The sequence below is a fragment of the Pseudomonas fluorescens genome (assembly GCF_000802965.1).
Classification (GTDB): Bacteria; Pseudomonadota; Gammaproteobacteria; order Pseudomonadales; family Pseudomonadaceae; genus Aquipseudomonas; species Aquipseudomonas fluorescens_A.
Genome location: NZ_JSAK01000031.1, coordinates 203,795 through 226,767 on the forward strand (window position 1 = coordinate 203,795; position 22,973 = coordinate 226,767).

Here is a 22,973-nt window from a genome sequence, read left to right on the forward strand (position 1 = left end):
TCGGGATTTGGGCTGACGCAAAACCTGTAGGAGCCTGGCTTGCCGGCGATGGCGATTTCATGGGCGCCATCGCCAGCAAGCCGGCTCCTACGGATTGGGGGATGTTTTCGGGATTTGGGTTGACGCAAAACCTGTGGGAGCCCGGCTTGCCGGCGATGGCGATTTTAATGGCGCCATCGCCAGCAAGCCGGCTCCTACAGGTCGTGGGTGTGTTCGGGATTTGGGTTGACGCAAAACCTGTGGGAGCCTGGCTTGCCGGCGATGGCGATTTTATGGGCACCATCGCCAGCAAGCCGGCTCCTACGGATTGGGGATGTTTTCGGGATTTGGGTTGACGCAAAACCTGTGGGAGCCTGGCTTGCCGGCGATGGCGATTTTATGGGCGCTTTCGTCAGCAAGCCGTATCCTGCATTCCCCTTACTTCGCGCCGAACAACATCGTCCAGTAAACCCCTTCATCACTGCGCGCGTCCGTCGCGTAGCCAGCGCCCACTTGAGTGAACATCGGGTTCATCAAATTCGCGCAATGCCCTGGGCTGGCGAGCCATCCCGCCATTGCCTTGCTCGGCGAGCCTTGGCCGGCGGCGATGTTTTCGCCGATTTGCCGGCCGCGGAAGCCGGCGGCTCTCGCCCGGTCGGCAGGCATGTCACCGTCGGGGTCCTGATGCGCGAAGTAATTGCCGTAGGCCATCGCTTTGCTGTGCCCTTGCGCCGCAGCTCCGAGGCTGGCATTCCACGCCAATGGTCGGGCGGCGGCAAAGCGCTGGCGACCGCAGAGCCGTGGCTTGGAACGGGCGGCGTTGACTTGAGCGAGCAAATCCTTGCTAACGGATCGGGTGTCACTCATTTGCCTGTCGAGCACCGGCCGCGCCAGCACCACTTGCCACTCACCACGGCTGCGACTGACGCCAATGTCGGCGTACTGGCTGTCCAGCAGCGCCGCGCAATGGTCGCTTTGTATCTGATCGAACGCCTCTTCGGCGTCCTGCGCACCCACCACTCGGATTGTCCGCACGGTCACGGCTTGGTAGCCGTTTGCTTTTAACCGATCACGCAAACCGCCACCGTAGCCGATCGGCAAGGCCAGGTTCGAATTCAACGCCAGTGGAGGCAAGCGCTGGGCAGGACGCCGCTCGCAGCGTTGCGGATGGGCACGGTAATCATTGATCGCTTCCACCAGTTGCCGTTCCGCACTGGCGTGGGCGGGGCTGGCAATCAGGGGAAGCAAAGTGAACAGGCACAGCGAAGTGAAGCGCAAGGCGAGGGCGGTTTGGCGCATGGGGCGGACAGCTCTGATGAGATGACGACGATTGAGGGAGGAATTGGCGCCGATCTAAGACTGGCGCCTTGAGACAAGGTTCGCGGGAGAGAAGGGTATATTTGCTGGCAGGCTGTTCAGTCGCAATCAGTACGATCAACGATCGCAGTCAAATTGACCTTGATACATAAACCGCAACTGTAGGAGCTGCCGCAGGCTGCGATCTTTTGATCCTGATCTTGAAAAAATCAAAATTGAAAGATCGCAGCCTGCGGCAGCTCCTACAGGTCAGGGTCGTTCGCAATCAACCCATCCCCCAATGCCTTGAGGTATTCAGGGCTGTCACTGATCGAATTGTGCCCCGTGCCGGGAATCACCTGCAGCGTCGCCACGCCCTTGGCGAAATGGCTGTAGAGCCGCCGGGTGCTTGACCCGGGAATCACTTCGTCATGCTCGGCGGCGATCAGGCGCGTCGGCACCGTGATGTGTTCGGCATAGCGCCAGGATTCGAATTTGTCCTTCAATAACCACTTCACCGGAAACCAGCGAAACTGCCGGGCCGCGAGTTCCTCAAGGCTGTTGTACGGCGTGATCAGCAGCAATTTCGCCGCCGGGCGGTAACTGGCCAGGCGAACGGCGACTCCGGAACCCAGGCTGCGCCCGACCACGGCAATTTGCGGATGATCGGTGTAGACCTTGTCGAACAGAGTCATGGCATCGCGGGCAATTGCTTCCTCGGAAGGGGAGCCGGTGCTGCCGCCGTAACCCCGGTAATGCAGCAAAAACAGGGCATGGTCGGGGAACGCCTCTGCGAACGACGGCAGGCTGCGCGAAACGTCCTCGGCATTTCCGCCAAAATAGATCAGCGCTTTCGGGCCATCGTATGGTCTGACGGACACCAGCACCTGAGCGTCGTCAACCGGCAGCGCAAGCAACGTTTCAGCGCTGTCGATGGCGCGGGGTTGCGGGAAGTAGATGAGCGCGCGCTGAAACACGAACAGTGCAGCGCATAGCGCCAGGTAGACCACTGCGGGGATGACGACGAGTAACACCAGGGTACGAGACATTCGGCTAACGTTAGTGGGCGGCATTGACGGCTCCGGGTGCTGTCAGAGTGTAGCTGGCGGTAAAGGAGGGCAACGATGCCCAACATGCCTCAATGGCTCGATGTACGGCCGACTGAGAGGGCGGCCCTGTTGCTGGGTTTCGCTTTCCATTTCTGTGTACTGGCCAGTTATTACCTGGTGCGACCGTTGCGCGACGCCCTGGGTCTTGAAGGCGGCGCGGACAAGTTGCAGTGGCTGTTCACCGCCACGTTTGTGGTGATGCTGCTGATGGTTCCGGTGTTCGGTGCGTTGGCCTCGCGCCTGCCAGCCACGCGGTTCGTGCCGTTGATCTACCGGGTGATCGCCGTGTCGATGCTGGTGTTTGGCCTGCTAATCGCCAATCAGGCCGCACCGGTAATGGTCGGTCGGGTGTTTTTCGTCTGGATCAGCATCTACAACTTGTTCATCGTCTCGATTTTCTGGAGCGTGCTGGTCGACCGCTTTTCCAGCGAGCAAGGGCGGCGCTTGTTTGGCTGCATTGCGGCGGGCGGCACGTTCGGCACGTTTATCGGGCCGCTGCTGGCGGCCACCATGGCCACTCGTCTGGGCCCGCTGGCCTTGACCGTCGCGGCGGCGGTGTTACTGGAAGTCGCCGTGCGTTGCTATCGAGCCTTGTTATCCAGGACGCAATCACAGTCCGGCAATCCGTTACTCGACGAACGGCGCATGAGCGGCAGCATACTCGGCGGAATCACCCTGATCCTGCACTCGCCGTACCTGTTGGGGCTAGTCCTCTTCATGCTGTTGCACACCAGCGCGGCGACCTTGTTGTATTTCGAGCAAGGACGAATTGTGGCTGGCAGCTACGCTGATGTAGGCAGCAGGACGCAATTCTTCGCCATCGTCGACTTGATCGTGTCGGCCCTGACCTTGACCTTCCAGCTGTTGCTGACGGCGCCGTTGATCCGTCTGGTCGGGATTGGCGGGGCGCTGGCAGCGTTGCCGTTGGCGACGATCGCGGCCTTCGTCGCCATGGCATTGGCCCCCGTTCCGACGACGGTGGCGCTGGCTCAGGGGCTACGTCGCGCCGTCGAGTTTGCCATCGTACGGCCGGCGCGGGAGGTGTTGTGGACCGTGGTCAGCCGCGAGGAGAAGTACAAGGCCAAGAATGTCATCGAAACCCTGGTCTATCGCGGCGGAGATGCCGCCAGTGGCTGGTTGTCCGCTGGTTTGACGGCGCTGGGCGCGGGGTTCGGCCTGGTGGCAGTGGTTATCGTGCCGTTCGCCGGTTTGTGGGGCGGGTTGTGCCTGTGGCTGGCCAGGCAGCAGGCGCAACGTGCCGAAGCTGATCGTCGGGAGAGGGAGATGAAATGAGCGATCCTGACGGTTACACCCGCAGGAAAATACTCACGCTGGCTGCCGGTGTTTCGGCGGTCTTCACGTTCGGTCCGGCCGGGGCGCAATCCACGCATACGACCGAAACAGGAGGCAAGACCATGCAGACCCGCGCCATTCCATCCAGCAAAGAGCTACTGCCCATTGTCGGGTTGGGCACCTATCGCGGTTTTGATGTGGCGCCTTCGGATCCTGCCTACAGAGAGCTGCCCGCGGTACTGCATGCGTTGTTCGAAAAGGGCGGGACGGTGGTCGACAGCTCACCGATGTACGGTCGGGCTGAACAGACCACGGGCGAACTGCTGTCGATCCACGAGCCGCGTTCGCCGGCGTTCCTGGCCACCAAAGTCTGGACCCGTGGCCGTGAGGAAGGCATCGCGCAAATGGAGCAGTCGTTCAAGCTGTTGCAAACCGACCGCATCGACCTGATGCAGATTCACAATCTGCTGGACTGGCAAATCCATCTGCCGACCTTGCGGCATTGGAAGGAAGCAGGGCGCATTCGCTACATCGGCATCACCCACTACACCTCGTCGGCCTACGAAGAAGTGGAGGCCGTGCTGAAAGCCGAGCCGCTGGATTTTCTGCAAATCAACTATGCCCTGGACGATCGCGCCGTCGAGAAACGCATCCTGCCGCTGTGCCGCGAGAAGGGCGTGGCGGTGATCTGCAATCGGCCCTTCGGTGGTGGCGGCCTGATTGGCCGGCTCAAAGGCAAACCTTTGCCGGGCTGGGCTGCGGAGGTCGGGGCCAAGAGCTGGCCACAACTGGCACTCAAATTCTTGCTGTCAAATACAGCGGTAACCTGCGTGATTCCCGGTACCGGAAACCCGCGTTACATGACGGAAAACGCAGGCGCCGGTTTCGGCCCGATGCTCACCGATGCCCACCGTCATCAGTTGATAGCATTAGTTGAATAACGTTGAAACAAGGGATTACACAGTGCATGTCCCGGTTTCCGGCGGGTCATGGAACCTCTCCTATACTGAGTCGCGTCAACAGAATCTCATGCCGCTGGAGCCGCAGTCGGCACCCTGACGGCGTCCCTGTCCATCACAGCAAGGAGATCGATAATGTCTATCCGTATTGGCGACGAAGCACCGGATTTCACCGCTGAAACCACTGAAGGCAAGCTCAACTTCCACGAATGGATTGGCAACGGCTGGGCCATCCTGTTTTCCCATCCGAAGGATTTCACACCGGTCTGCACCACAGAACTGGGTTACCTGGCCAAACTCAAACCGGAATTCGACAAGCGCAACACCAAGGTCTTGGGGCTGAGCATCGACCCGGTCAGTGATCACAACAAGTGGGTCGGTGACATCGAGGAAACCCAGGGTACCGCCGTCAACTATCCGCTGATTGGTGATGAAGACCTGGTGGTGGCCAAGCTCTACGACATGATCCACCCGAATGCCAGCGGTGGCTCACGCACCGCCGTCGACAACGCCACCGTGCGTTCGGTGTTCATTGTCGGCCCGGACAAGAAGGTCAAGGCCATGTTGATTTACCCGATGAGTGCCGGGCGCAATTTCGATGAAGTGCTGCGCCTGCTGGATTCGCTGCAACTCAATGCCAAACACACCGTGGCGACCCCGGTGAACTGGCGTCCGGGGGAAGACGTGATCATCCCGACCTCAGTATCTGACGAGGATGCGAAGAAGAAATATCCGGATGGCTTCAAGACGCTCAAACCGTATCTGCGCACGGTGGCGCAACCGAAGTGAGGCGTTAGCCTTTAGTCCGCCATCGCCAGCAGGCTAGCTCCCACAGGTGACTGAGTCGATACCAAAATTCAATCACGACTCAAAACCTGTGAGAGCGAGCCTGCTCGCGATGAGGCCAGCCCTGCTGGCCGGTTGACTATCGATCAAACCAAATACTTGCGAAACCACCCCAACGTCCGATCCCACGCCAGCTTCGCCGCCGCTTCGTCATAACGCGGCGTCGAATCGTTGTGAAAACCATGATTGGCGCCAGGATAAATGAACGCCTCATAGGTCTTGCCGTCGGCTTTCAGCGCCTTCTCATAGGCAGGCCAGCCTTCGTTGATGCGCGTATCCAGTTCGCCGTAGTGCAGCATTACCGGCGCCTTGATCCGGGCGACGTCTTTGCTCTCGGGCTGCCGACCGTAGAAGGACACCGCCGCACCCAGTTCCGGATAGGCCACCGCCGCCGCATTGGTGACGCCACCGCCGTAGCAGAACCCGGTGATACCGACTTTGCCGCTTCCGGCGTCATGTTTAATCAGCCATTCGATGGCGGCGAAAAAGTCATTCATGAGCTTTTCGGGATCGACCTTTGCCTGCAGCTCTCGACCCTTTTCGTCGTTGCCGGGATAGCCGCCGACCGAGGTCAGGCCATCCGGGGCAAGAGCAATAAAACCGGCCTTGGCCACACGCCGGGCAACGTCCTCGATGTAGGGATTAAGCCCGCGGTTTTCATGCACGACCACCACACCCGGGACCTTGCCGGTGACTTTCGCCGGGCGCACCAGATAGGCACGAACCTGCCCGTGGCCCTTGGGTGAAGGGTAGGTGATGTACTCGGCGATGATGTCCGGGTCAGTGAATTCGACTTGCTCGGCGAGTGCGTAATTCGGGCTCAAGGACGCCAGCAGCGCACTGGCCGTCAAACCACCGAGGGTGAACAACGCCGCACGATCGAGAAATTCGCGCCGGTTGATCAGGCCGTGGGCGTAGTAGTCGTAGAGTTCCAGCAGTTCCGGGGCAAAGTCTTTCGCAGTGAGACGGGTCATCTGTGCGTTTCCTCTGTGACTGGTTTAACGCAATACCTGTGGGATACACATTGCCATTGTAGGAGCTGCCGAAGGCTGCGATCTGTTGATCTTGATCCGGCTTAATGGGTTGATCACTTTGATACCGCCAAAAGATCGCAGCCTTCGGCAGCTCCTACAGTGAATCCGCACCCGCTTTCGCGACTTGCGCATCCTGCTCGGCCTTGACCCCGGACACGCCAACCGCGCCAATCACCTGGCCGTCGACAATGATCGGTACGCCACCTTCCAGGGACGTCAGCAATGGCGCCGACAAAAAAGCATGGCGCCCGCCGTTGACCATGTCTTCATAACCCTTGGATTCGCGCCGGCCCAGGGCCGATGTCCGGGCCTTTTCCGTGGCGATGTACGCGCTGATGGGCGCAGCGCCGTCAAGACGTTCGAGGGCCAGCGGGTGGCCACCGTCATCCACTACCACAATGGTCACCGCCCACTGGTTGTTCTGCGCTTCGGTGCGAGCAGCGGCAAGGATTTGTCCGACTTCGGTCTGGCTCAGGATGGCTTTGCTTTTCATGAGGAACTCTCCAGGGCTGGTTTAGTGCGACGCGGCGTCGACCAGTTCGATCCAGTGCCGCACAGGTGTCCGGCCAGCCCCGTCAAGGTGCGACTGACAGCCGATATTGGCGGTGACAATGACTTCGGGATAACCGCTTTCCAAGGCATTCATCTTGTTGTCGCGCAGTTGGCGGGCCAACTCGGGCTGGGTCAGCGAGTAAGTGCCCGCCGAGCCGCAGCACAAGTGGCCATCAGGCACGAACGTGAGGTTGAAGCCAAGGCGCTCCAGCAGCGTTTCAACCGCGCCACCGAGTTTTTGCGCATGCTGCAACGTGCACGGGCAATGGAAGGCAAGGCGTTGGGCATTGTGTATCCCGAGTCGCTCCAGCGGTTCGTTACGCAACACTTCCACCAGGTCCTTGGCCAGTGCACTGACGGTTTTGGCTTTCTCGGCATAAGCCGGATCGCTGCTGAGCAGATGACCGTAGTCCTTGATGAAAGCGCCGCAGCCGCTGGCGGTTTGCACGATGGCCTCGGCGCCTTGTTCAATGCCGGGCCACCAGGCGTCGATGTTGTGGCGCGCGCGATCGAGGCCGGCGGCCTGAGCGTCCAGGTGATAATCCACGGCACCGCAACAACCGGCCTCGCGGGCCGGGGTGACGCTGATCCCGAGTCGATCCAGCACCCGTGCAGCCGCGACGTTGGTATTGGGCGACAGGCTCGGTTGCACGCAACCTTCCAGCATCAATACGTGTCGGACATGTTGGTTGGTGGGGCGCGCTCTGGCCTGCGGCACGCTGCGCGGCAACTTGCTTTGCAGCATCTCGGGCAGCAACGCCCGGAACATCTGGCCGCTGCCCACCAGGCTTTTGAACAGGTCTGGGCGGGGAACCACGGCGCGCAATCCCTCGCGCAACAAGCGCTGGCCGATCGGGCGCGGTACCGCCGCATCCACCACCGCCCGGCCGATGTCCAGCAGGTTGTGGTAGTCGACGCCGGAAGGGCAGGTGGTTTCGCAGTTGCGACACGACAGGCAGCGATCCAAGTGTTGTTGGGTTTTTTGCGTGACCTCGTTGCCTTCCAACACCTGTTTGATCAAATAGATGCGCCCTCGCGGGCCATCCAGTTCATCGCCGAGCAATTGATACGTCGGGCAGGTGGCATTGCAAAAACCGCAGTGCACGCAGGTACGCAAGATGCGCTCGGCTTCTTCGGCGCGGGGTAGTTGGCGGGCTTGTTCGCTCAACGTGGTTTGCATGGCTCAAAGCTCCGCGTACAGGCGACCGGGGTTGAAGATGCCCCGTGGGTCGAGTTGCTGTTTGAGGTTCTGGTGGTAGCGCATTAAGGCAGCCGGCAATGGTTGGAACGGGCTGTCAATCAAGCCATGGCTGTAGCAAGTCACATGGCCGCCGACCTCATCGACCACTTGGCGGATGAACCCGGCCTCGGCATCGGACTTGAGCCAGCGTTGGGCGCCACCCCAGTCGATCAGTTGCCTGCCGGGCAACGACAGCTTGGGTGTGTTGTTTGGCAAGGATAGTCGCCAAAGGGGTTGGTCCTCATCGAAGAAACTCAGGCGTTGTTCGTTGAGATCGGCCCAGTACGAAGCGTCCAGCAGCTCACCGCCCAAGCGGTCATGGGCCGCTGCAACCGAACCTTCGCCGCCCTCAAGCCGCAAGTGCAGGCGCTGACCGTCGTGACACGCAGCGCTGATCGGCAACGGTTGCTGGCCCCATTGCGCCAGGTGCGCCAAGGCGCGGTCGCTGTCCATGTCCAGGCTGATGCTCAAGGATTGCCGGGGTTTGGGCAGGACCTTGAGTGAGACTTCGGTGATCAGCCCGAGTGTGCCGTAACTGCCTGCCATCAGGCGCGACAGGTCGTAGCCGGCGACGTTTTTCATGACTTCGCCACCGAAGCGCAGGTGCTTGCCATGGCCTGTAATGACCCGCGTTCCGAGGACGAAATCGCGCACCGATCCCGACCACGGGCGACGCGGTCCCGATAGCCCGCAGGCAATCATCCCGCCGACGGTGGCAGCGTCACCGAAGGAGGGTGGCTCGCACGGCAGCATCTGTTGCGCGGCATCCAGCGCTTGCGCGAGTTCGGCCAGCGGTGTGCCGCAACGTGCCGTGATCACCAGTTCCGTCGGGTCATAACTGACGATGCCTCGGTGGGCGCGCGTGTCGAGTATTTCTCCCGCCGTTACGCGTCCAAGGAACGCTTTGCTGTTGGAACCCTGAATGCGCAGCGGCGTGGCGTTTTGCAACGCCTGGTTCACCTGCTCCAGCAGCGCGTTGCTGTCATCGAAATCCTGTTCGTTGCTCATCAGAAACGCTCCAGTTCCGGGAAGGGCATCTGACCCATATGAACGTGCATGGCGCCAAACTCCGCGCAGCGGTGCAGTGTCGGAATGTTCTTGCCGGGGTTGAGCAGACCGCTCGGGTCGAACGCGGCTTTGACCGCATGGAACAGGGTCAGCTCATCGCTGTTGAATTGCGCGCACATCTGATTGATCTTCTCGCGGCCCACACCGTGTTCACCGGTGATACTCCCGCCGACTTTCACGCACAACTCGAGAATCTTGCCGCCCAAGGCTTCGGCGCGGTCGAGCTCTCCCGGCTGGTTGGCATCGAACAGAATCAGCGGGTGCATGTTGCCGTCACCGGCGTGGAACACGTTGGCCACCCGCAAGCCATACTCGGTCGACAACTCGGCGATGGCGTGCAACACGCCGGGCAACTCACGCCGGGGAATGGTGCCATCCATGCAGTAATAGTCCGGCGACAGGCGACCCACTGCCGGGAACGCATTCTTGCGTCCGGCCCAGAAGCGCACGCGCTCGGCCTCGTCCCTGGCCTGGCGCACTTCGGTGGCACCGGCCTGTTCCAGCACCTGGCGTACGCGGTTGCAATCTTCTCGCACATCGGCTTCAACGCCATCGAGTTCACAGAGCAGAATGGCTTCGGCATCGACCGGATAGCCAGCGTGGATAAAGTCTTCGGCGGCGCGGATTGCCAGGTTGTCCATCATCTCCAGGCCACCGGGGATGATGCCGGCGGCAATGATGTCACCCACCGCTCGCCCGGCTTTTTCAACGGAATCGAACGCCGCCAGCAACACCTTGGCGGATTGTGGTTTGGGCAGCAGTTTGACCGTCACCTCGGTGATCACGCCGAGCATGCCTTCAGAACCGGTAAACAACGCCAGCAAGTCGAGGCCGGGCGAGTCGAGGGCGTTCGAGCCGAGGCTCAGGTATTCGCCGTCGACGGTGAGGATGTCGACCTTGAGCACATTGTGCACAGTCAGACCGTACTTGAGGCAATGCACGCCACCGGCGTTTTCCGCGACATTGCCACCGATGGAACAGGCGATTTGCGAGGACGGGTCCGGCGCGTAGTACAAGCCATACTGGGCGGCAGCCTGGGAAATGGCCAGGTTGCGCACCCCCGGTTGAACCCGTGCCGTACGGGCGGCGGGGTCGATGTGGAGAATCTGGTTGAAGCGCGCCATGACCAGCAACACGCCTTTTTCCAGGGGCAATGCACCGCCTGACAAACCGGTTCCGGCACCCCGGGCGACCACCGAAACCTGCCGCTCGTGGCATACCCGCAACACGCCCTGGACTTCCTCAATGTCCCGCGGCAGCACCACCAGCATGGGCGTGGTGCGATACGCGGAGAGTCCGTCGCATTCGTACGGCTTGAGTTCTTCCTGCTGGTGCAGGATCTCCAGCTCCGGCATCTGCGTTTTCAGGGCTTGTAATAGCGCGTTTTTGTCGACTTCAGGCAGGGCGCCGTCAACACGTTCATCGTAGAGAATGTTCATCGGCGCACGACCCTCGTTTGTTGTTCTGTGAGGTCTGTTTGCGTAAACCACTGATTTTCATCATTGGCCTGTAACGTGCTGCTGTCTATGCCTTGTTTGTCCGATTGTTGCAGATTTTTATTCAATTAATTTTGCCTGGCACGCCGACCAATCACTGTAGGAGCGAGCCTGCTCGCGAACGCGGTGGGTCAGTCACATGGATCCATGATGTATCACCGCCATCGCGAGCAGGCTCGCTCCTACAGTTAACAAAAAGCCCGAATGGGGAGGCCATCCGGGCGAGGGGAGAAGATTTACAGGGCAATGTACCTACGCTGTCGATTCAATGTCCGCCCACCACCATGGAACTGAATGGCTCGACGTACGCCTGCAACGTCACCAGCCCACCGACCAGGATCGCCAGGATGATCGAGTGGAAGAACACGTAGCGCAGGATTTCCCCTTCGTGTCCGTACCAGCGAGTCGCGGTTGACGCCACCACGATCGACTGGGCATCGACCATCTTGCCCATGACCCCGCCGGAACTGTTGGCGGCGGCCATCAACACTGGGCTGAGCCCCAATTGCTCGGCGGTGACTTTTTGCAGGCCGCCGAACAGCACGTTGGATGCGGTGTCCGAACCGGTCAACGCCACGCCGAGCCATCCGAGCAGGGTGCCGAACATGGGGTAGAAAATCCCCGTGGCTGCAAACGCCAGGCCCATGGTCGCGTCCAGCCCCGAGTATCGCGTGAGGAATCCGAGCGCGAGCATGGCGACGATGGTGATCAGCGAGTAACGCACAACCCAGATCGTTCGCAGGTATTGATGAATGAGTTGCGGGATGGAGTAGCCCATCAGCAACCCGCCGAGGATCGCCGACAGCAGAATCCCGGTGCCGGTGCTGGTGAACCAGGTGAATTTATAGATCGCTTCTTCGGTTTTCGGTGCAGGCACCACCGGTGGAACCTTCTCGATCTGCTGGTGAATCGTGCCGAACGTCACGATCGGGGCGAAGATCGGGTTGGCTTCGCGCATCGGCTTGCCCTGAGGGTCCAGTTTCGCCGAGTTGGTGGCTGGATCAATCGCCGGGCGGGTATCGAACATGTTTTTGAAGCCTTGGGTACCCCAGGCAAAAACGAATACCGTAAGGATGATCCACGGCATCCAGGCGCGCATGACCGCAGGTTTGGCATCGCTGGCAAACGCTGCGCTGGCGACCGGTTTTTCGTCGTGTTCTTCGGCAATTTTCGAGTTGTCGACCCGCCCGGACAACGCTGCGGAGGTGTGTATGGAGGCCGGTTTCCACACCTTGAGGAAACCGGTCAGGCAGGCCATGGAGATCAGCGCGGCAATCACGTCCACCAGCATCGGCCCGTGATAGTTGGAAACGATGAATTGCGGAACGGCAAAACTGACGCCGGCAATCAGGATCGCCGGCCAGATTTCCAGCATCTTGCGCCAGCCGGCGAAGGCCCAGATCAGCCAGAACGGTACGATTACCGAAAAGAACGGCAATTGCCGGCCGACCATCATCGACAGCTCCATCTCATCCAGACCGGTGACCTTGGCTAAAGTGATGATCGGCGTACCCAAGGCACCGAAAGCCACAGGCGCGGTGTTCGCAATCAACGCCAGGCCCGAAGCGGCCAGCGGTGAGAAGCCCAAGCCGATCAGAATCGCCCCGGTCACCGCCACCGGTGTACCGAAACCGGCGGCCCCTTCGAAGAAAGCACCGAAGCAGAAGGCAATCAGCAGCAATTGCAGGCGTCGGTCATCGGTGATCCGCGCGAGCGAGTCCTGGAGGACTTTGAACGAACCGTTCTCGGTGGTCAGGCGGTGCAGGAAAATGATGTTCAGGACGATCCAGCCAATGGGCAGCAAACCGTTGGCGGCGCCGTACAACGCCGCCGAACCGGCCATACTGGCGGGCATGCCGAAGGCGAAGATTGCGATCACTAGCGCGGACGCGAGGGCCATCAATGCCGCCAGGTGCGCCTTGACATGGAAGAACGCCAGCGCCGCCAGCATCACCACCACGGGCACGGCGGCCATCAGGGTAGATATCACCGGGTTATTGAACGGATCGTAGATTTGCTGCCAAACCATGTTCCACCTCTGCTTTTTATTGTTGGACGTGCAGACCCCAGGGGGGGCGGTGGCTTGTAGTATAGGTGGCATTTCGCCGCTGTCAGGCCGAGCCTTCGGTCCCGTGAATACGCCCTGTTTCGCTGGGCTGAGCTAGCATGGCCAATAGGGTCGGAAAACCAGCAATGGGAGGAATGCCGCAATGACTGAGCGCCATGAAGAGCACAAGGAGACGCTGTCTAACGGATGCAGCATCAGGGTCAAGGCTGAAATACAAAAGGACGGTTCGTTGAAGATGCTTATCGGCGTATACGGACCTGATGGCTCGGTCATTAACGAGAACCTTGATCCCAAGCCCCACATGCTGGACATGGAAGCAGCGATGGATTGGGGAATTGATATCGCCAAGGGCATTGGAAATAGCCAGAGAACGTTGTAGACCGGCCTTTTTTGAGTGCAGCCTGCCGCAATAGCATTTTTCCGTCCTGCCGCACTTTTTGCAGGATGAAATCGGTCTAAAAACACCACACCACACGCTGAGTGCTTTGCTACTCTGAAGGTGTAGGTGAAAACGCAGACTGATGCGCAAGCGGATAGCGAGGACGCGTGGGGCGCGCTCCGAAGGGTACACGGTTAGAAAGATCTCCGCGCTGAGATCCAGCCCTTATGCCGTGTGAAGCAGGACAGCACAAAACTGTTCTGTGGGAGTCCTGATAAACCTTGTAAGCCAGAGACCAGCACTGGCCACCTACTTGATTAACCGAAGCCCGCCTTGTGCGGGCTTCTTCATGTCTGAAGGCAGCCAGGCTGGCTGACGCGGTTACACCAGTTTGATGGTGACGTCGATATTGCCGCGAGTCGCCTTGGAATACGGACAAGTCTGGTGAGCCGCGTCCACCAGCGCACGGGCCAGCTCCGGGTCGAGTCCCGGCAGGCTGACATTCAGGCGCGCCTGGAGGAAAAAGGCATTTTCGCTCTTGCCCAGATCGATTTCAGTCGCGACGGCAACGTCAGTCGGCAACGTCACTTTCAAGGCAACGGCTGCCTTGCCCATGGCGCCAATGAAGCAGGCCGACCAACCGGCACCCAGCAGTTGTTCGGGGTTGGTACCGCTCCCGGAAGAGCCGGGCGGGGAAAGCTTGATGTCCAGGCGTCCATCGTCGCTGTGCGACTCGCCTTGACGGCCGCCAGTGGTGACGGTCTTGCCGGTATACAGCACGGTATCGATTTGATTGATCATGTGCGCTCCTGAGAAATTTTTCGGCGATTCGGTCAGCTGAACCGCGACGAGCGCACTTTTTCATTTTTATGTACTTGGCATATGTCCTGACCGGACGGTTGTGTATCGCTGTGTAAATTCGGCGCCGGTAAATACACATCGATACAAACGTGCTGTTTTTGCCAGGCGACACAGTCCACTGATCAATCATGGCGCTGCGGGTTTTCGAGCTTATTCAGGGACGGCCTGACAACGGGTCTGTAAACTACCCACCATCCCCGTTTTCACCTCAAGCAAGAGATCCCCATGGCAAACCAAGACATCTCCTTTCTCCCTGATCCCGATGCGGACTCCATTTCCTCTGACGTCGCCGGTTTCGGTGGGCTGCTGGTCAGCACGCAGATTCCGACCCGCGCAGACGGTAGCCTGGAACTGGGCGGCATCGTCGAGCAAAGTGAATGCACCCTGCAGGCGCTAAAGGTTGCACTGGAGCGCGCGGGCAGTTCGATGGACCGGGTTCTGCACCTGACCATCTACCTCACCGACATGGCTGACCGCGCCGCTTTCAACGAGGTCTACAAGCGCTTCTTCGCCAAGCCGTGGCCAGTGCGCGCCGCCGTCGGTGTGGCGTCGCTGGCGGTGGAAGGCATGCGCGTTGAAGTGACTGCGATGGCGGCCAAGGCTTAAAAGCCGCTCGCAACGGCAGATCAAAAGATCTCAGCCTTCGCGTTTGCCTGTAGGAGCTGCCGCAGGCTGCGATCTTTTGATCTTATCTGGCTGGCAAACAAGCCATCGGGCAGCCTGCGGGTGCCGGTCAAGCGTTTCGCCGCTACAATGCGCACCTTGACCGTGACAAGCCAGACTAAAAAAACATGTCCCTACCCAAGCATCACCTTGAATTGCTCAGCCCCGCCCGCGACGTAGCCATCGCCCGCGAGGCCATCCTGCATGGCGCTGACGCCGTGTACATCGGTGGCCCGAGCTTCGGCGCGCGCCACAACGCCAGCAATGAGGTGAGCGACATCGCCCAACTGGTGGAATTCGCCCGTCGCTACCATGCCCGCGTGTTCACCACCATCAACACCATCTTGCACGACAACGAGCTGGAGCCGGCCCGCAAGCTGATCCATCAACTGTACGATGCCGGCGTCGATGCGCTGATCGTCCAGGACCTCGGCGTGATGGAACTGGACATCCCGCCGATCGAGCTGCACGCCAGCACCCAGACCGACATCCGCACCCTGGCGCGGGCGAAGTTCCTCGATCAGGCCGGTTTCTCGCAACTGGTACTGGCCCGCGAGCTGAACCTGCAAGAGATCCGCGCCATTGCCGACGAGACCGATGCGGCGATCGAGTTCTTCATCCACGGCGCGTTGTGCGTGGCGTTTTCCGGTCAGTGCAACATTTCCCACGCGCAGACCGGCCGCAGCGCCAACCGTGGCGACTGCTCCCAGGCCTGCCGTTTGCCGTACACCCTCAAGGACGAGAAGGGTGGCGTGATCGCTTACGAAAAGCACCTGCTGTCGATGAAGGACAACAACCAGAGCGCCAACATCCGCGCGTTGGTCGAGGCGGGCGTACGATCGTTCAAGATCGAAGGGCGCTACAAGGACATGGGCTATGTGAAAAACATCACCGCCTATTACCGCCAGCGCCTGGACGACGTCCTCGAAGATCGCCCGGATCTTGCCCGCGCCTCCAGCGGCCGCACCGTGCATTTCTTCATGCCTGACCCGGAAAAAACCTTCCACCGCGGCAGCACCGATTACTTCGTCACTGACCGCAAGATTGATATCGGCGCCTTCGACTCGCCGACCTTCACCGGTTTGCCAGTGGGCGTGGTCGAGAAAGTCGCCAAGCGTGACATGCAGGTCGTGACCCACGAACCGCTGTCCAACGGCGACGGCCTCAACGTGCTGGTCAAGCGTGAAGTGGTGGGTTTCCGCGCCAACATCGCCGAACCCAAAGGCGAGTTCGAGGAGGACGGCGAGAAACGCTATCGCTATCGCGTCGAGCCCAACGAGATGCCGGAAGGCATGTACAAGCTGCGTCCCAACCATCCGTTGAATCGCAACCTCGATCACAACTGGCAACAGGCGTTGCAAAAGACGTCTTCCGAGCGCCGTATTGCCCTGAATTGGGTCGCTCGCTTGCGTGAAGAACAGCTGGAACTGATCGCTACCAGCGAAGAGGGCATCAGTGCCAGCGTCACGCTGGACGGCCCGTTTGGTGCAGCCAACAAGCCGGAACAGGCGCTGGAGCAATTGCACGATCTGCTTGGCCAACTGGGCACTACCCAGTACCACGCTGTCGACATCAAGCTGGACGCGCCGCAGGCGTACTTCATTCCGAACTCGCAACTCAAAGCCTTGCGCCGTGAAGTGATTGAAGCCTTGACCGAGGCGCGGGTCGCCGCCCATCCGCGCGGCAGCCGTAAAGCCGAGACCACGCCGCCGCCGGTGTACCCGGAGTCGCACCTGTCGTTCCTGGCCAACGTCTACAACCAGAAGGCTCGCGACTTCTACCATCGCCATGGCGTCAAATTGATTGATGCGGCTTACGAGGCTCACGAAGAATCAGGCGAAGTGCCGGTGATGATCACCAAGCATTGCCTGCGTTTCTCCTTCAACCTGTGCCCGAAACAGGCCAAAGGCGTGACTGGCGTGCGCACCAAGGTTGCACCGATGCAGTTGATTCACGGCGATGAAGTGTTGACGCTGAAGTTCGATTGCAAGCCCTGCGAGATGCACATCATCGGCAAAATGAAAGGGCATATTCTCCACTCGCCGCAACCGGGCAGCGTGCAGGAGGTCGTCGGCCACATCAGCCCCGAAGACCTGCTCAAAACCATTCATCGCGCGCCTCACTGAGTACCGGGCAAGCGCGACGTCATGGCGTCGCGCTTGCCCAGGCACTTCAGCGGATCGAGCGGAGAATAGTCGCCAGGCAGATTGTGCTGAATCTTGATTAATGGTAAGTGGCTGTTTTAGAACAAATTAATTTTTCATTGGGGCTTCCCATGCCCGATAAAAGTTGTTAAATTTCCGCCCACTCTTGCAACGGCTCAAACGGGCTCTAGCAGATACAGGGGCGTCGCCAAGCGGTAAGGCAGCAGGTTTTGATCCTGCCATGCGTTGGTTCGAATCCAGCCGCCCCTGCCATATTCAATGCTCATCCTGACTTGGTCGGCAGCTGTCGCGAGTTGAGGATGAACGTAATACCAAAAACGCCAACCGGTCTCCGGTTGGCGTTTTTTGTGTCTGCCAGTTTTTCCTGGGAGAGGGTCGTGGCTGGTCGTGTATCTGAACGTATCCCTCGTGCCAAAAACTACCTGCGCATACAAAAGCATGGGCATGTCGACACGTAGGCGATACACGATGACCGTCTAATGAGGTTGCCGCACAACGGCACCCCGCGCTTTTTACCCTGCGCTCATTGGAGAATTGCGATGTCCCGAAACAATAAAAGTAAAGTCGCTGGCCTGCTCGGCATCGCCCTCGCCACGGCATTCACGGCCTTCGCCGGCCTTTCACAAGCCCAGGAAACGAAGCCTGCCGACGCTGGGCAAGCACCGGCGAAAAGCTGGCAGACAGGGCTCAAGCGTACCGACCTGGTACGTCGCGACCTCGACGTTGAAGGGCGTGAAGTCATTCAGGTTCGCGTTGATTTCGATGCGGGCGTGGTGTCGCCAAAACACTCCCATCCGGGCGTCGAAGTCGCCTACGTGATTGACGGCACCTTCGAATATCAACTTGAAGGGCAACCGCCGGTAACGCTCAAGGCCGGGGATTCGTTGTACATCCCGGCTGGTACTGCGCATGTGGCGAAGAATATTGGTCAAGGCAAAGGCTCGGAACTCGCGACCTATATCGTGAAGAAAGACACGCCGTTGGTGGTGCTGGAAAAGTAAGTGCCCGCCAGCCTGCCTGCACCCATTGGTTCAGGCGGGCTTTTTGCGTTGAAGACCCCATGCAATGCAGCAGGCGACGACGATCAGTCCCAGCGCGACCCTGAAAGTCGTGCGCATTCCTATCGCAATCGCCTCCGGGTGCGCGGTGCTGATGTCGACTGCGGCCGAGGTCAGGACGAACACTGCGCCCATTGCGGATGCGCCGGTGATCAACCCGAGATTTCGCGACAGGCCGAGCATCCCGGCAATCAGGCCCCGTTGATCCGGTTGAACATCGGCCATGACAGCGGCGTTGTTGGCAGTCTGGAATACGGCATAGCCCAGGGTGATGACCACCATGGGCGCGAGGTAGCCGCCGACGCCCAGCGTTTCCGGCAGCATTGATAGCGTGAAGCAACCGAAAACGAGGGCGACGAGCCCGGCGATCGTCATGCGCTGCGTGCCGAAGCGGTCGGCCAAACGCCCGGCGGGTACGCTAGTCAACGCGGCGACCAGCGGACCGACCGACAGCACCAGGCCAAGCGAAACGGCTTCCAATCCCAGCGCCTGCGACAGATAGAACGGCCCGACCACCAGCGTTGCCATCATCACCGTGGTCACCAACAGGTTCATCGCCAGGCTGCAACCGAGCCGCACATCGCGGAACATGGCCGTTCGAATCAGCGGTGCAGCCACTCGCGTTTCAACCCTTACAAATAGGCCAATGCCCAGGCCAGCGGCCAACAGCAAGCTGATGTTCAGCGCACCGAAATGGCCGCGCCCGAGCGTCATGGCCAGCGCATAAGCGGCGAGTGTCAGGGTCAGCACCAGTGTGCCCAGCGGATCGAAACCGGCGGTTTTCAGTTTCTGATGATCGGCAGGCAGGTAACGATGGGCGAGGTACAACGTCAGCAGGCCCAAGGGGATGTTGATCAGGAATATCGCCTGCCAACCGAATCCGGCAATCAGCAGGCCACCGAACGACGGTCCCATCGCGGTGCCGATGGCCGACATCGTGCCGAGCAGGCCCATGGCACTGGCGGTCTTTTCCTTTGGCACCGTTTCGCCGACAAATGCCATGGTCAGTGCCATCATGATCGCCGCGCCAAGGCCTTGCAGCGCCCGGGCTCCAATCAGCATCCCGAGGTTGGGCGCAAGGCCACACAGGGCTGAAGCCAGCGTAAACAATCCAATGCCAATCAATAGTAGTCGGCGACGGCCCGTCAGGTCGCCGAGGCGGCCAACGCTGACGATCAGTGTGGTGATGGCCAGCAAGTAAGCCAGGACGATCCATTGCACCTGCGCAAAGGAAGCGTCGAGCGCCAGCGCCAGCGTCGGCAAGCCCACATTGGCGATGCTGGTACCGAGCGATGAGAGCAGCATCGACAGCGACAGGCTGGTCAGCGCCCATCGCACCGACCTCGTCCGCTGCGGACTCTCTACGACTGCTGTTGTGGACGTCATGGCATCGCTCTTTTCTGGCCGCTCCGGATTGGAGCTATCAGAAAATTACACTCACGCCTAACATGGCGGAAGACGCACCGGTTGCACTAAATACGTGTGTTAAACGCCATGTCATATCGTCGCGGGGCACTGCATGTCGAATCCCGATTTCAACTTGTTGATCACCCTTGATGTGTTGCTGGCTGAAGGCACTGTGGCGGGTGCTGCAAAACGCTTGGGCCTGAGCCCTTCGGCAATGAGCCGGGCGTTGGCGCGGTTGCGTGAGACCACCGGCGATCCGTTGCTGGTCCGGGCCGGACGCGGTCTGGTGCCGACGCCGCGAGCACTTGAACTGCGCGAACGGGTCCGCCAACTGACGCAGGATGTCGAGGCTGTGCTGCGCCCGGCCGAGCAGCCTGACCTCATACAAGTGGTGCGCACTTTCACGCTGCGTACCCGTGAGGGCTTCGTCGAAAATTTTGGCTCGAGCCTGATCGCTCGCGTTGTTTCTGAGGCCCCGGGCGTGCGGCTGCGTTTCATCCATAAGCCGGAAAAGGACAGCGCAGGGTTGCGTGACGGGACGGTCGATCTGGAAACCGGCGTAGTGGGCAAAGCCGCCAGCCCTGAGTTGCATACGCAAGGTCTGTTTCGTGACCGTTTGATTGGCGTGGTGCGCCCGGGGCATCCGTTGAGCCTTGGCGACGTCACGCCTGCGCGCTATGCGGCGGGGCTTCACATCAGTGTGTCGCGCCGGGGCCTGGACAAGGGGGTGATTGATGAAGCATTGCAAGGGCTGGCGCTTGAGCGGCGGATCGTAACCGTCGTGTCCGGATTCTCGACCGCGCTGTCGCTTGCACGAACGAGCGATCTGATTGCCACGGTGCCCGAGCGACATACCACCAACCTGCGATCCGGCATGCACAGCTTTGTACTGCCGCTGTCACTGCCGGAATTTACCGTGGCGATGATCTGGCATCCCCGACTGAATGCCGATCCAGTGCACCGATGGTTGCGAGGTTGCCTGAGGGATGTTTGCGCTACTTCTTAACATCAAACCGGTTATTCCGTTTCTGTCGTTCGACAAGAAGGCAATAGCTCTATCGTAGATTCCAGGTCTCAGAAGTACTGATTCCGGCGGGTGCCGGCGGCAAGTTCAGTCGCCAGCAAATGCTCGGCCAATACGTCATTGAGAAAGCGGAACTGATCGTTGAGCCCGATCACTTCGTTGTTGAAGTGATTGCCGGCTGCCGGAATCAGCAGGTCTTCGAATTTTTCGTCGAATACCAGGGTCAACACTTTTCGAGACTCGTATGACTGCGAGTAATAGTTGGTGCCGAACTCCGGGAAGCTCACGGAAAGGGTGACGGACTGGATCATGACGTGCGCTCCTCGGACAGGACGAACCAGGCAAATGCGCTCAACGTGAAGGCCGTCAGGGCCAGGCAGGTCAGGAGATGGATTAGCATGATTAGACCCTCCGTTTCAGGGTTTCGTGTTGGGTTGAAAGTGATCCTACGCTGACGGTTGCGGGGCGGAAGGCATTCGTGACGATGGTGAATATCGATGGGAGTGATGGCTGGTTTGATGGTGTCTTCCAGGGCCTCATCGCGGGCAAGCCCGCTCCCACAGGGACCGATTTGACTGCGAAACTTGTGGGAGCGGGCTTGCCCGCGATGAGGCCTTGAGCAACACCAAGAAATGCTGCCACCTATACTCAAATCAGGGCATTTTCGAAGCCGGACATTCCGCCCGGAACCGAATTCAGGAAACCGCGATCTTGAACCTGCGTTCGCTGATCGTCGTCGTGCTGGTGGTGTTGGCGGGATGCGCCACGTCCCCGCGTGCCCCTGTGGAAGTTCCGCAGGTGATGATTGCCCCGAGCACCTGGCAGCAAGTCGACCGGGAAATTATCGATGCGTCGCAATCGGCCACCGATCAGACCAAAATCTACGCGCGCGGGGCCATGGATTACTGGCGCACGCGGGTCTATCAATTGACCGAAGAGAATTTCATTCCCTGGTTCAGCAGTTACTGGACCCAGGAATGGCTGTCGATGAAGGTCAGTTGGTATTCCATCAGTAGTAACAAAGACGAGCAAGATGCTTCGGCAAAGCGACTGGCCGCTTATTTGCTGGAGAAATATCAGGAGAAAGTGCTGGCTCCGGCGGCGCTGGAGGTTGATCCGGATGCGATCCTCAGTCTGGCGGCGGCGTTCTACGTGGACATTCTCAAGGAAGACTTGCAGAAGATTTCCCAGCGTCATGGCGTGCCAATGGCTCAACTCAACGGCCGCATCCAGAAGGTCCCGGCGATTGCCCTTGGGCCGCCAGCTGCCAGGAATGCCTCGCTTTACCAAGTGGTACACACCGAGCAATTGACCGCGTTGCCGGCGTACGCCGCGTTGGTCGACAAGGTCCACAAGGCGGGTGGCGACAAGGGCGTTGGCTCGACGGACACCGCCATGGCGCCGGTGGCCAAGCGCGCCAGTCAACGGATGGAAGCCGAGATGGCCCCGCGCGGGGCGGCCAGTGCGGTGGCGGCGGTTGCGGGAAAACTGGCCGGTGCGTTGATTTCAGTCGGCGTGGCGGGGGTTCGGGCGATCATTCAGGCCAACGACCGGCCGGACAGCGAAGCGCTGATCCGCAGCAGCCTGGGCAACACGTTCGACAAGGCCTGGACGAAGCTGGTGCAGAACCCGACCACCGGTGTGATGGCGGGCACCTTGTACATGGCGGCGCAGATAGAAGGGAACCTGGCGCAGAGTGCCGTGCCGTCGGTCGGTTCGGATGAAGGATCTGTCGATTGGAGCCCGACCCAGTCGACTAATCAACAGGTCAGCCCATGACCCAAGGAGAACCCTCATGTCTTATGTTGATGGCTTTGTCATTGCTGTGCCCACCGCCAACCGCGAAAAATTCAAGAAGCACGCCGAGGAGGCCGCCGCCATTTTCATAGAAAGCGGCGCGCTCAGCCTCGCCGAGTGCTGGGGCGACGACGTGCCTGACGGCAAGGTGACCTCGTTTCCCATGGCGGTGAAACTCAAGGAGGACGAAACCGTGGTGTTTTCCTGGATCGTCTGGCCGGACAAGCCCACCCGTGACGCCGGAATGGCGAAACTGATGACGGACCCGAGGGTACAACCCGACGTCAACCCAATGCCTTTCGATGGTCAACGGATGATATTCGGCGGTTTTGAAATGATCGTGAAGGCTTGAACTGATATCGCAGGGTCATTCTGCCGCCGGGGTGATCCTGCAACTCTTGCGATTGCGGATTTCGAGGTCAGTCGGCCGCTCCAGAATGAACTCGAAACTCGGCTCGCCTTCGCTGTAATGCACCAGCCAGCCCCATTCCAGCTCGAACTCATCCTGACCGGGTTTGGGCGGCGCGGCCCACCATGGTTCCTTGCTGAGGATTTGTCGCATGGTCCCCTCCGGTTGATTCGCTTGCTTCAACTATAACGCCATACCTTGTGGCGAGGGAGCTTGCTCCCGCTTGAGTACGCAGCGCTCACAAAATGGTGGGGCCGCTGCGCAGCCCAG

General features: G+C 59.9%; 23 protein-coding genes and 1 tRNA gene. 12 read left to right on the plus strand and 12 right to left on the minus strand.

What is annotated here, in order from left to right:
* Window positions 1-335 (plus strand): hypothetical protein (locus tag NL64_RS24240; RefSeq protein ID WP_034150595.1); only part of this gene is annotated, 335 nt, incomplete at its 5' end.
* Between the two features lie 82 nt (window positions 336-417).
* Here the strand turns inward: NL64_RS24240 and NL64_RS24245 are convergent.
* The gene (locus NL64_RS24245; RefSeq protein WP_034150596.1) at window positions 418-1,278 is read right to left on the minus strand and encodes a CAP domain-containing protein; all 861 of its coding nucleotides are present in this window, start codon (window positions 1,276-1,278) and stop codon (window positions 418-420) included.
* Window positions 1,279-1,538: 260 nt separating this feature from the next.
* Window positions 1,539-2,348: an alpha/beta hydrolase gene (locus tag NL64_RS24250; protein ID WP_034150597.1), complete on the minus strand. Its 810-nt coding sequence runs from the start codon at window positions 2,346-2,348 to the stop codon at window positions 1,539-1,541.
* Between the two features lie 51 nt (window positions 2,349-2,399).
* Here NL64_RS24250 and NL64_RS24255 point away from each other — a divergent pair, with 51 nt between their 5' ends.
* The 3 genes from NL64_RS24255 to NL64_RS24265 all read left to right on the plus strand — a co-directional run bounded on the left by NL64_RS24255 (window position 2,400) and on the right by NL64_RS24265 (window position 5,425).
* Window positions 2,400-3,677, plus strand: coding sequence for an NTP/NDP exchange transporter (locus NL64_RS24255; RefSeq protein ID WP_034150598.1), 1,278 nt, complete (start codon window positions 2,400-2,402; stop codon window positions 3,675-3,677).
* Window positions 3,674-4,618 carry an aldo/keto reductase gene (locus tag NL64_RS24260; protein ID WP_034150599.1) on the plus strand — a complete coding sequence of 315 codons (945 nt, stop codon included), beginning with the start codon at window positions 3,674-3,676 and terminating at the stop codon, window positions 4,616-4,618. Before NL64_RS24255 ends, NL64_RS24260 begins: the two co-directional genes overlap by 4 nt.
* A gap of 153 nt (window positions 4,619-4,771) precedes the next feature.
* Window positions 4,772-5,425 carry a peroxiredoxin gene (locus tag NL64_RS24265; RefSeq protein ID WP_034150600.1) on the plus strand — a complete coding sequence of 218 codons (654 nt, stop codon included), beginning with the start codon at window positions 4,772-4,774 and terminating at the stop codon, window positions 5,423-5,425.
* 143 nt (window positions 5,426-5,568) lie between these two features.
* Here NL64_RS24265 and yghX read toward each other — a convergent pair whose 3' ends face one another.
* The 6 genes from yghX to NL64_RS24295 form a co-directional block, all read right to left on the minus strand.
* Window positions 5,569-6,456: a YghX family hydrolase gene (gene yghX / locus NL64_RS24270; RefSeq protein ID WP_034150601.1), complete on the minus strand. Its 888-nt coding sequence runs from the start codon at window positions 6,454-6,456 to the stop codon at window positions 5,569-5,571.
* A gap of 154 nt (window positions 6,457-6,610) precedes the next feature.
* Window positions 6,611-7,009, minus strand: coding sequence for a heme-binding protein (locus tag NL64_RS24275; protein ID WP_034150602.1), 399 nt, complete (start codon window positions 7,007-7,009; stop codon window positions 6,611-6,613).
* Window positions 7,010-7,030: 21 nt separating this feature from the next.
* Window positions 7,031-8,248 carry a glycolate oxidase subunit GlcF gene (gene glcF, locus NL64_RS24280; RefSeq protein ID WP_034150603.1) on the minus strand — a complete coding sequence of 406 codons (1,218 nt, stop codon included), beginning with the start codon at window positions 8,246-8,248 and terminating at the stop codon, window positions 7,031-7,033.
* A gap of 3 nt (window positions 8,249-8,251) precedes the next feature.
* On the minus strand, window positions 8,252-9,316 hold the full coding sequence (glcE, locus tag NL64_RS24285) for a glycolate oxidase subunit GlcE (RefSeq protein WP_034150604.1): 1,065 nt from the start codon (window positions 9,314-9,316) through the stop codon (window positions 8,252-8,254).
* Complete coding sequence (glcD, locus tag NL64_RS24290; protein WP_034150605.1) at window positions 9,316-10,815, minus strand: glycolate oxidase subunit GlcD; 1,500 nt, start codon at window positions 10,813-10,815, stop codon at window positions 9,316-9,318. Before glcD ends, glcE begins: the two co-directional genes overlap by 1 nt.
* 322 nt (window positions 10,816-11,137) lie before the next feature.
* Entirely contained in the window at window positions 11,138-12,901 is a 1,764-nt protein-coding gene (locus NL64_RS24295) for an L-lactate permease (RefSeq protein ID WP_034150606.1), read from the minus strand.
* 181 nt (window positions 12,902-13,082) lie between these two features.
* On the opposite strand from NL64_RS24295, the gene NL64_RS24300 reads away from it, so the two are divergent.
* On the plus strand, window positions 13,083-13,319 hold the full coding sequence (locus NL64_RS24300) for a hypothetical protein (protein ID WP_034150607.1): 237 nt from the start codon (window positions 13,083-13,085) through the stop codon (window positions 13,317-13,319).
* Window positions 13,320-13,700: 381 nt separating this feature from the next.
* On the opposite strand, the gene NL64_RS24305 is transcribed toward NL64_RS24300, so the two are convergent.
* A complete protein-coding gene (locus tag NL64_RS24305) occupies window positions 13,701-14,120 on the minus strand; it encodes an organic hydroperoxide resistance protein (protein ID WP_034150608.1) in 420 nt (139 codons plus the stop codon).
* Between the two features lie 285 nt (window positions 14,121-14,405).
* Between NL64_RS24305 and NL64_RS24310 the strand changes: the two genes are divergently transcribed.
* From NL64_RS24310 to NL64_RS24325, 4 genes are all read left to right on the plus strand, one after another.
* Complete coding sequence (locus NL64_RS24310; protein WP_034150609.1) at window positions 14,406-14,786, plus strand: RidA family protein; 381 nt, start codon at window positions 14,406-14,408, stop codon at window positions 14,784-14,786.
* A gap of 185 nt (window positions 14,787-14,971) precedes the next feature.
* Window positions 14,972-16,969: a peptidase U32 family protein gene (locus tag NL64_RS24315; RefSeq protein WP_034150610.1), complete on the plus strand. Its 1,998-nt coding sequence runs from the start codon at window positions 14,972-14,974 to the stop codon at window positions 16,967-16,969.
* Between the two features lie 216 nt (window positions 16,970-17,185).
* A tRNA-Gln gene (locus tag NL64_RS24320) sits at window positions 17,186-17,260 on the plus strand.
* Window positions 17,261-17,547: 287 nt separating this feature from the next.
* On the plus strand, window positions 17,548-18,009 hold the full coding sequence (locus NL64_RS24325) for a cupin domain-containing protein (RefSeq protein ID WP_034150611.1): 462 nt from the start codon (window positions 17,548-17,550) through the stop codon (window positions 18,007-18,009).
* Window positions 18,010-18,039: 30 nt separating this feature from the next.
* Here NL64_RS24325 and NL64_RS24330 read toward each other — a convergent pair whose 3' ends face one another.
* Window positions 18,040-19,452, minus strand: coding sequence for an MFS transporter (locus tag NL64_RS24330; protein ID WP_034150612.1), 1,413 nt, complete (start codon window positions 19,450-19,452; stop codon window positions 18,040-18,042).
* Window positions 19,453-19,585: 133 nt separating this feature from the next.
* On the opposite strand from NL64_RS24330, the gene NL64_RS24335 reads away from it, so the two are divergent.
* On the plus strand, window positions 19,586-20,479 hold the full coding sequence (locus tag NL64_RS24335; RefSeq protein ID WP_034150613.1) for a LysR family transcriptional regulator: 894 nt from the start codon (window positions 19,586-19,588) through the stop codon (window positions 20,477-20,479).
* A 68-nt stretch (window positions 20,480-20,547) separates the two neighbouring features.
* On the opposite strand, the gene NL64_RS24340 is transcribed toward NL64_RS24335, so the two are convergent.
* Window positions 20,548-20,808, minus strand: a complete 261-nt coding sequence (locus NL64_RS24340; protein ID WP_034150614.1) for a hypothetical protein — start codon at window positions 20,806-20,808, stop codon at window positions 20,548-20,550.
* 400 nt (window positions 20,809-21,208) lie between these two features.
* Here NL64_RS24340 and NL64_RS24345 point away from each other — a divergent pair, with 400 nt between their 5' ends.
* Window positions 21,209-22,276: a hypothetical protein gene (locus NL64_RS24345; RefSeq protein ID WP_034150615.1), complete on the plus strand. Its 1,068-nt coding sequence runs from the start codon at window positions 21,209-21,211 to the stop codon at window positions 22,274-22,276.
* Window positions 22,277-22,292: 16 nt separating this feature from the next.
* Window positions 22,293-22,646: a DUF1428 domain-containing protein gene (locus NL64_RS24350; RefSeq protein ID WP_034150616.1), complete on the plus strand. Its 354-nt coding sequence runs from the start codon at window positions 22,293-22,295 to the stop codon at window positions 22,644-22,646.
* Window positions 22,647-22,661: 15 nt separating this feature from the next.
* Here the strand turns inward: NL64_RS24350 and NL64_RS24355 are convergent, their stop codons facing one another.
* A complete protein-coding gene (locus NL64_RS24355; RefSeq protein WP_034150617.1) occupies window positions 22,662-22,856 on the minus strand; it encodes a hypothetical protein in 195 nt (64 codons plus the stop codon).
* Between the last annotated feature and the right edge of the window lie 117 nt (window positions 22,857-22,973).

Excerpts from the sequence above, each read along its gene's own strand:
- glcE (WP_034150604.1), bottom strand. The coding sequence starts at position 9,316 with ATGAGCAACGAACAGGATTTCGATGACAGCAACGCGCTGCTGGAGCAG.
- NL64_RS24305 (WP_034150608.1), bottom strand. The coding sequence starts at position 14,120 with ATGATCAATCAAATCGATACCGTGCTGTATACCGGCAAGACCGTCACC.
- glcF (WP_034150603.1), bottom strand. The coding sequence starts at position 8,248 with ATGCAAACCACGTTGAGCGAACAAGCCCGCCAACTACCCCGCGCCGAA.
- NL64_RS24340 (WP_034150614.1), bottom strand. The coding sequence starts at position 20,808 with ATGATCCAGTCCGTCACCCTTTCCGTGAGCTTCCCGGAGTTCGGCACC.
- NL64_RS24325 (WP_034150611.1), top strand. The coding sequence starts at position 17,548 with ATGTCCCGAAACAATAAAAGTAAAGTCGCTGGCCTGCTCGGCATCGCC.
- NL64_RS24335 (WP_034150613.1), top strand. The coding sequence starts at position 19,586 with ATGTCGAATCCCGATTTCAACTTGTTGATCACCCTTGATGTGTTGCTG.
- NL64_RS24255 (WP_034150598.1), top strand. The coding sequence starts at position 2,400 with ATGCCCAACATGCCTCAATGGCTCGATGTACGGCCGACTGAGAGGGCG.
- NL64_RS24330 (WP_034150612.1), bottom strand. The coding sequence starts at position 19,452 with ATGACGTCCACAACAGCAGTCGTAGAGAGTCCGCAGCGGACGAGGTCG.
- yghX (WP_034150601.1), bottom strand. The coding sequence starts at position 6,456 with ATGACCCGTCTCACTGCGAAAGACTTTGCCCCGGAACTGCTGGAACTC.
- NL64_RS24260 (WP_034150599.1), top strand. The coding sequence starts at position 3,674 with ATGAGCGATCCTGACGGTTACACCCGCAGGAAAATACTCACGCTGGCT.
- NL64_RS24350 (WP_034150616.1), top strand. The coding sequence starts at position 22,293 with ATGTCTTATGTTGATGGCTTTGTCATTGCTGTGCCCACCGCCAACCGC.
- NL64_RS24275 (WP_034150602.1), bottom strand. The coding sequence starts at position 7,009 with ATGAAAAGCAAAGCCATCCTGAGCCAGACCGAAGTCGGACAAATCCTT.
- NL64_RS24310 (WP_034150609.1), top strand. The coding sequence starts at position 14,406 with ATGGCAAACCAAGACATCTCCTTTCTCCCTGATCCCGATGCGGACTCC.
- NL64_RS24245 (WP_034150596.1), bottom strand. The coding sequence starts at position 1,278 with ATGCGCCAAACCGCCCTCGCCTTGCGCTTCACTTCGCTGTGCCTGTTC.
- NL64_RS24355 (WP_034150617.1), bottom strand. The coding sequence starts at position 22,856 with ATGCGACAAATCCTCAGCAAGGAACCATGGTGGGCCGCGCCGCCCAAA.
- glcD (WP_034150605.1), bottom strand. The coding sequence starts at position 10,815 with ATGAACATTCTCTACGATGAACGTGTTGACGGCGCCCTGCCTGAAGTC.
- NL64_RS24300 (WP_034150607.1), top strand. The coding sequence starts at position 13,083 with ATGACTGAGCGCCATGAAGAGCACAAGGAGACGCTGTCTAACGGATGC.
- NL64_RS24250 (WP_034150597.1), bottom strand. The coding sequence starts at position 2,348 with ATGCCGCCCACTAACGTTAGCCGAATGTCTCGTACCCTGGTGTTACTC.
- NL64_RS24315 (WP_034150610.1), top strand. The coding sequence starts at position 14,972 with ATGTCCCTACCCAAGCATCACCTTGAATTGCTCAGCCCCGCCCGCGAC.
- NL64_RS24295 (WP_034150606.1), bottom strand. The coding sequence starts at position 12,901 with ATGGTTTGGCAGCAAATCTACGATCCGTTCAATAACCCGGTGATATCT.
- NL64_RS24265 (WP_034150600.1), top strand. The coding sequence starts at position 4,772 with ATGTCTATCCGTATTGGCGACGAAGCACCGGATTTCACCGCTGAAACC.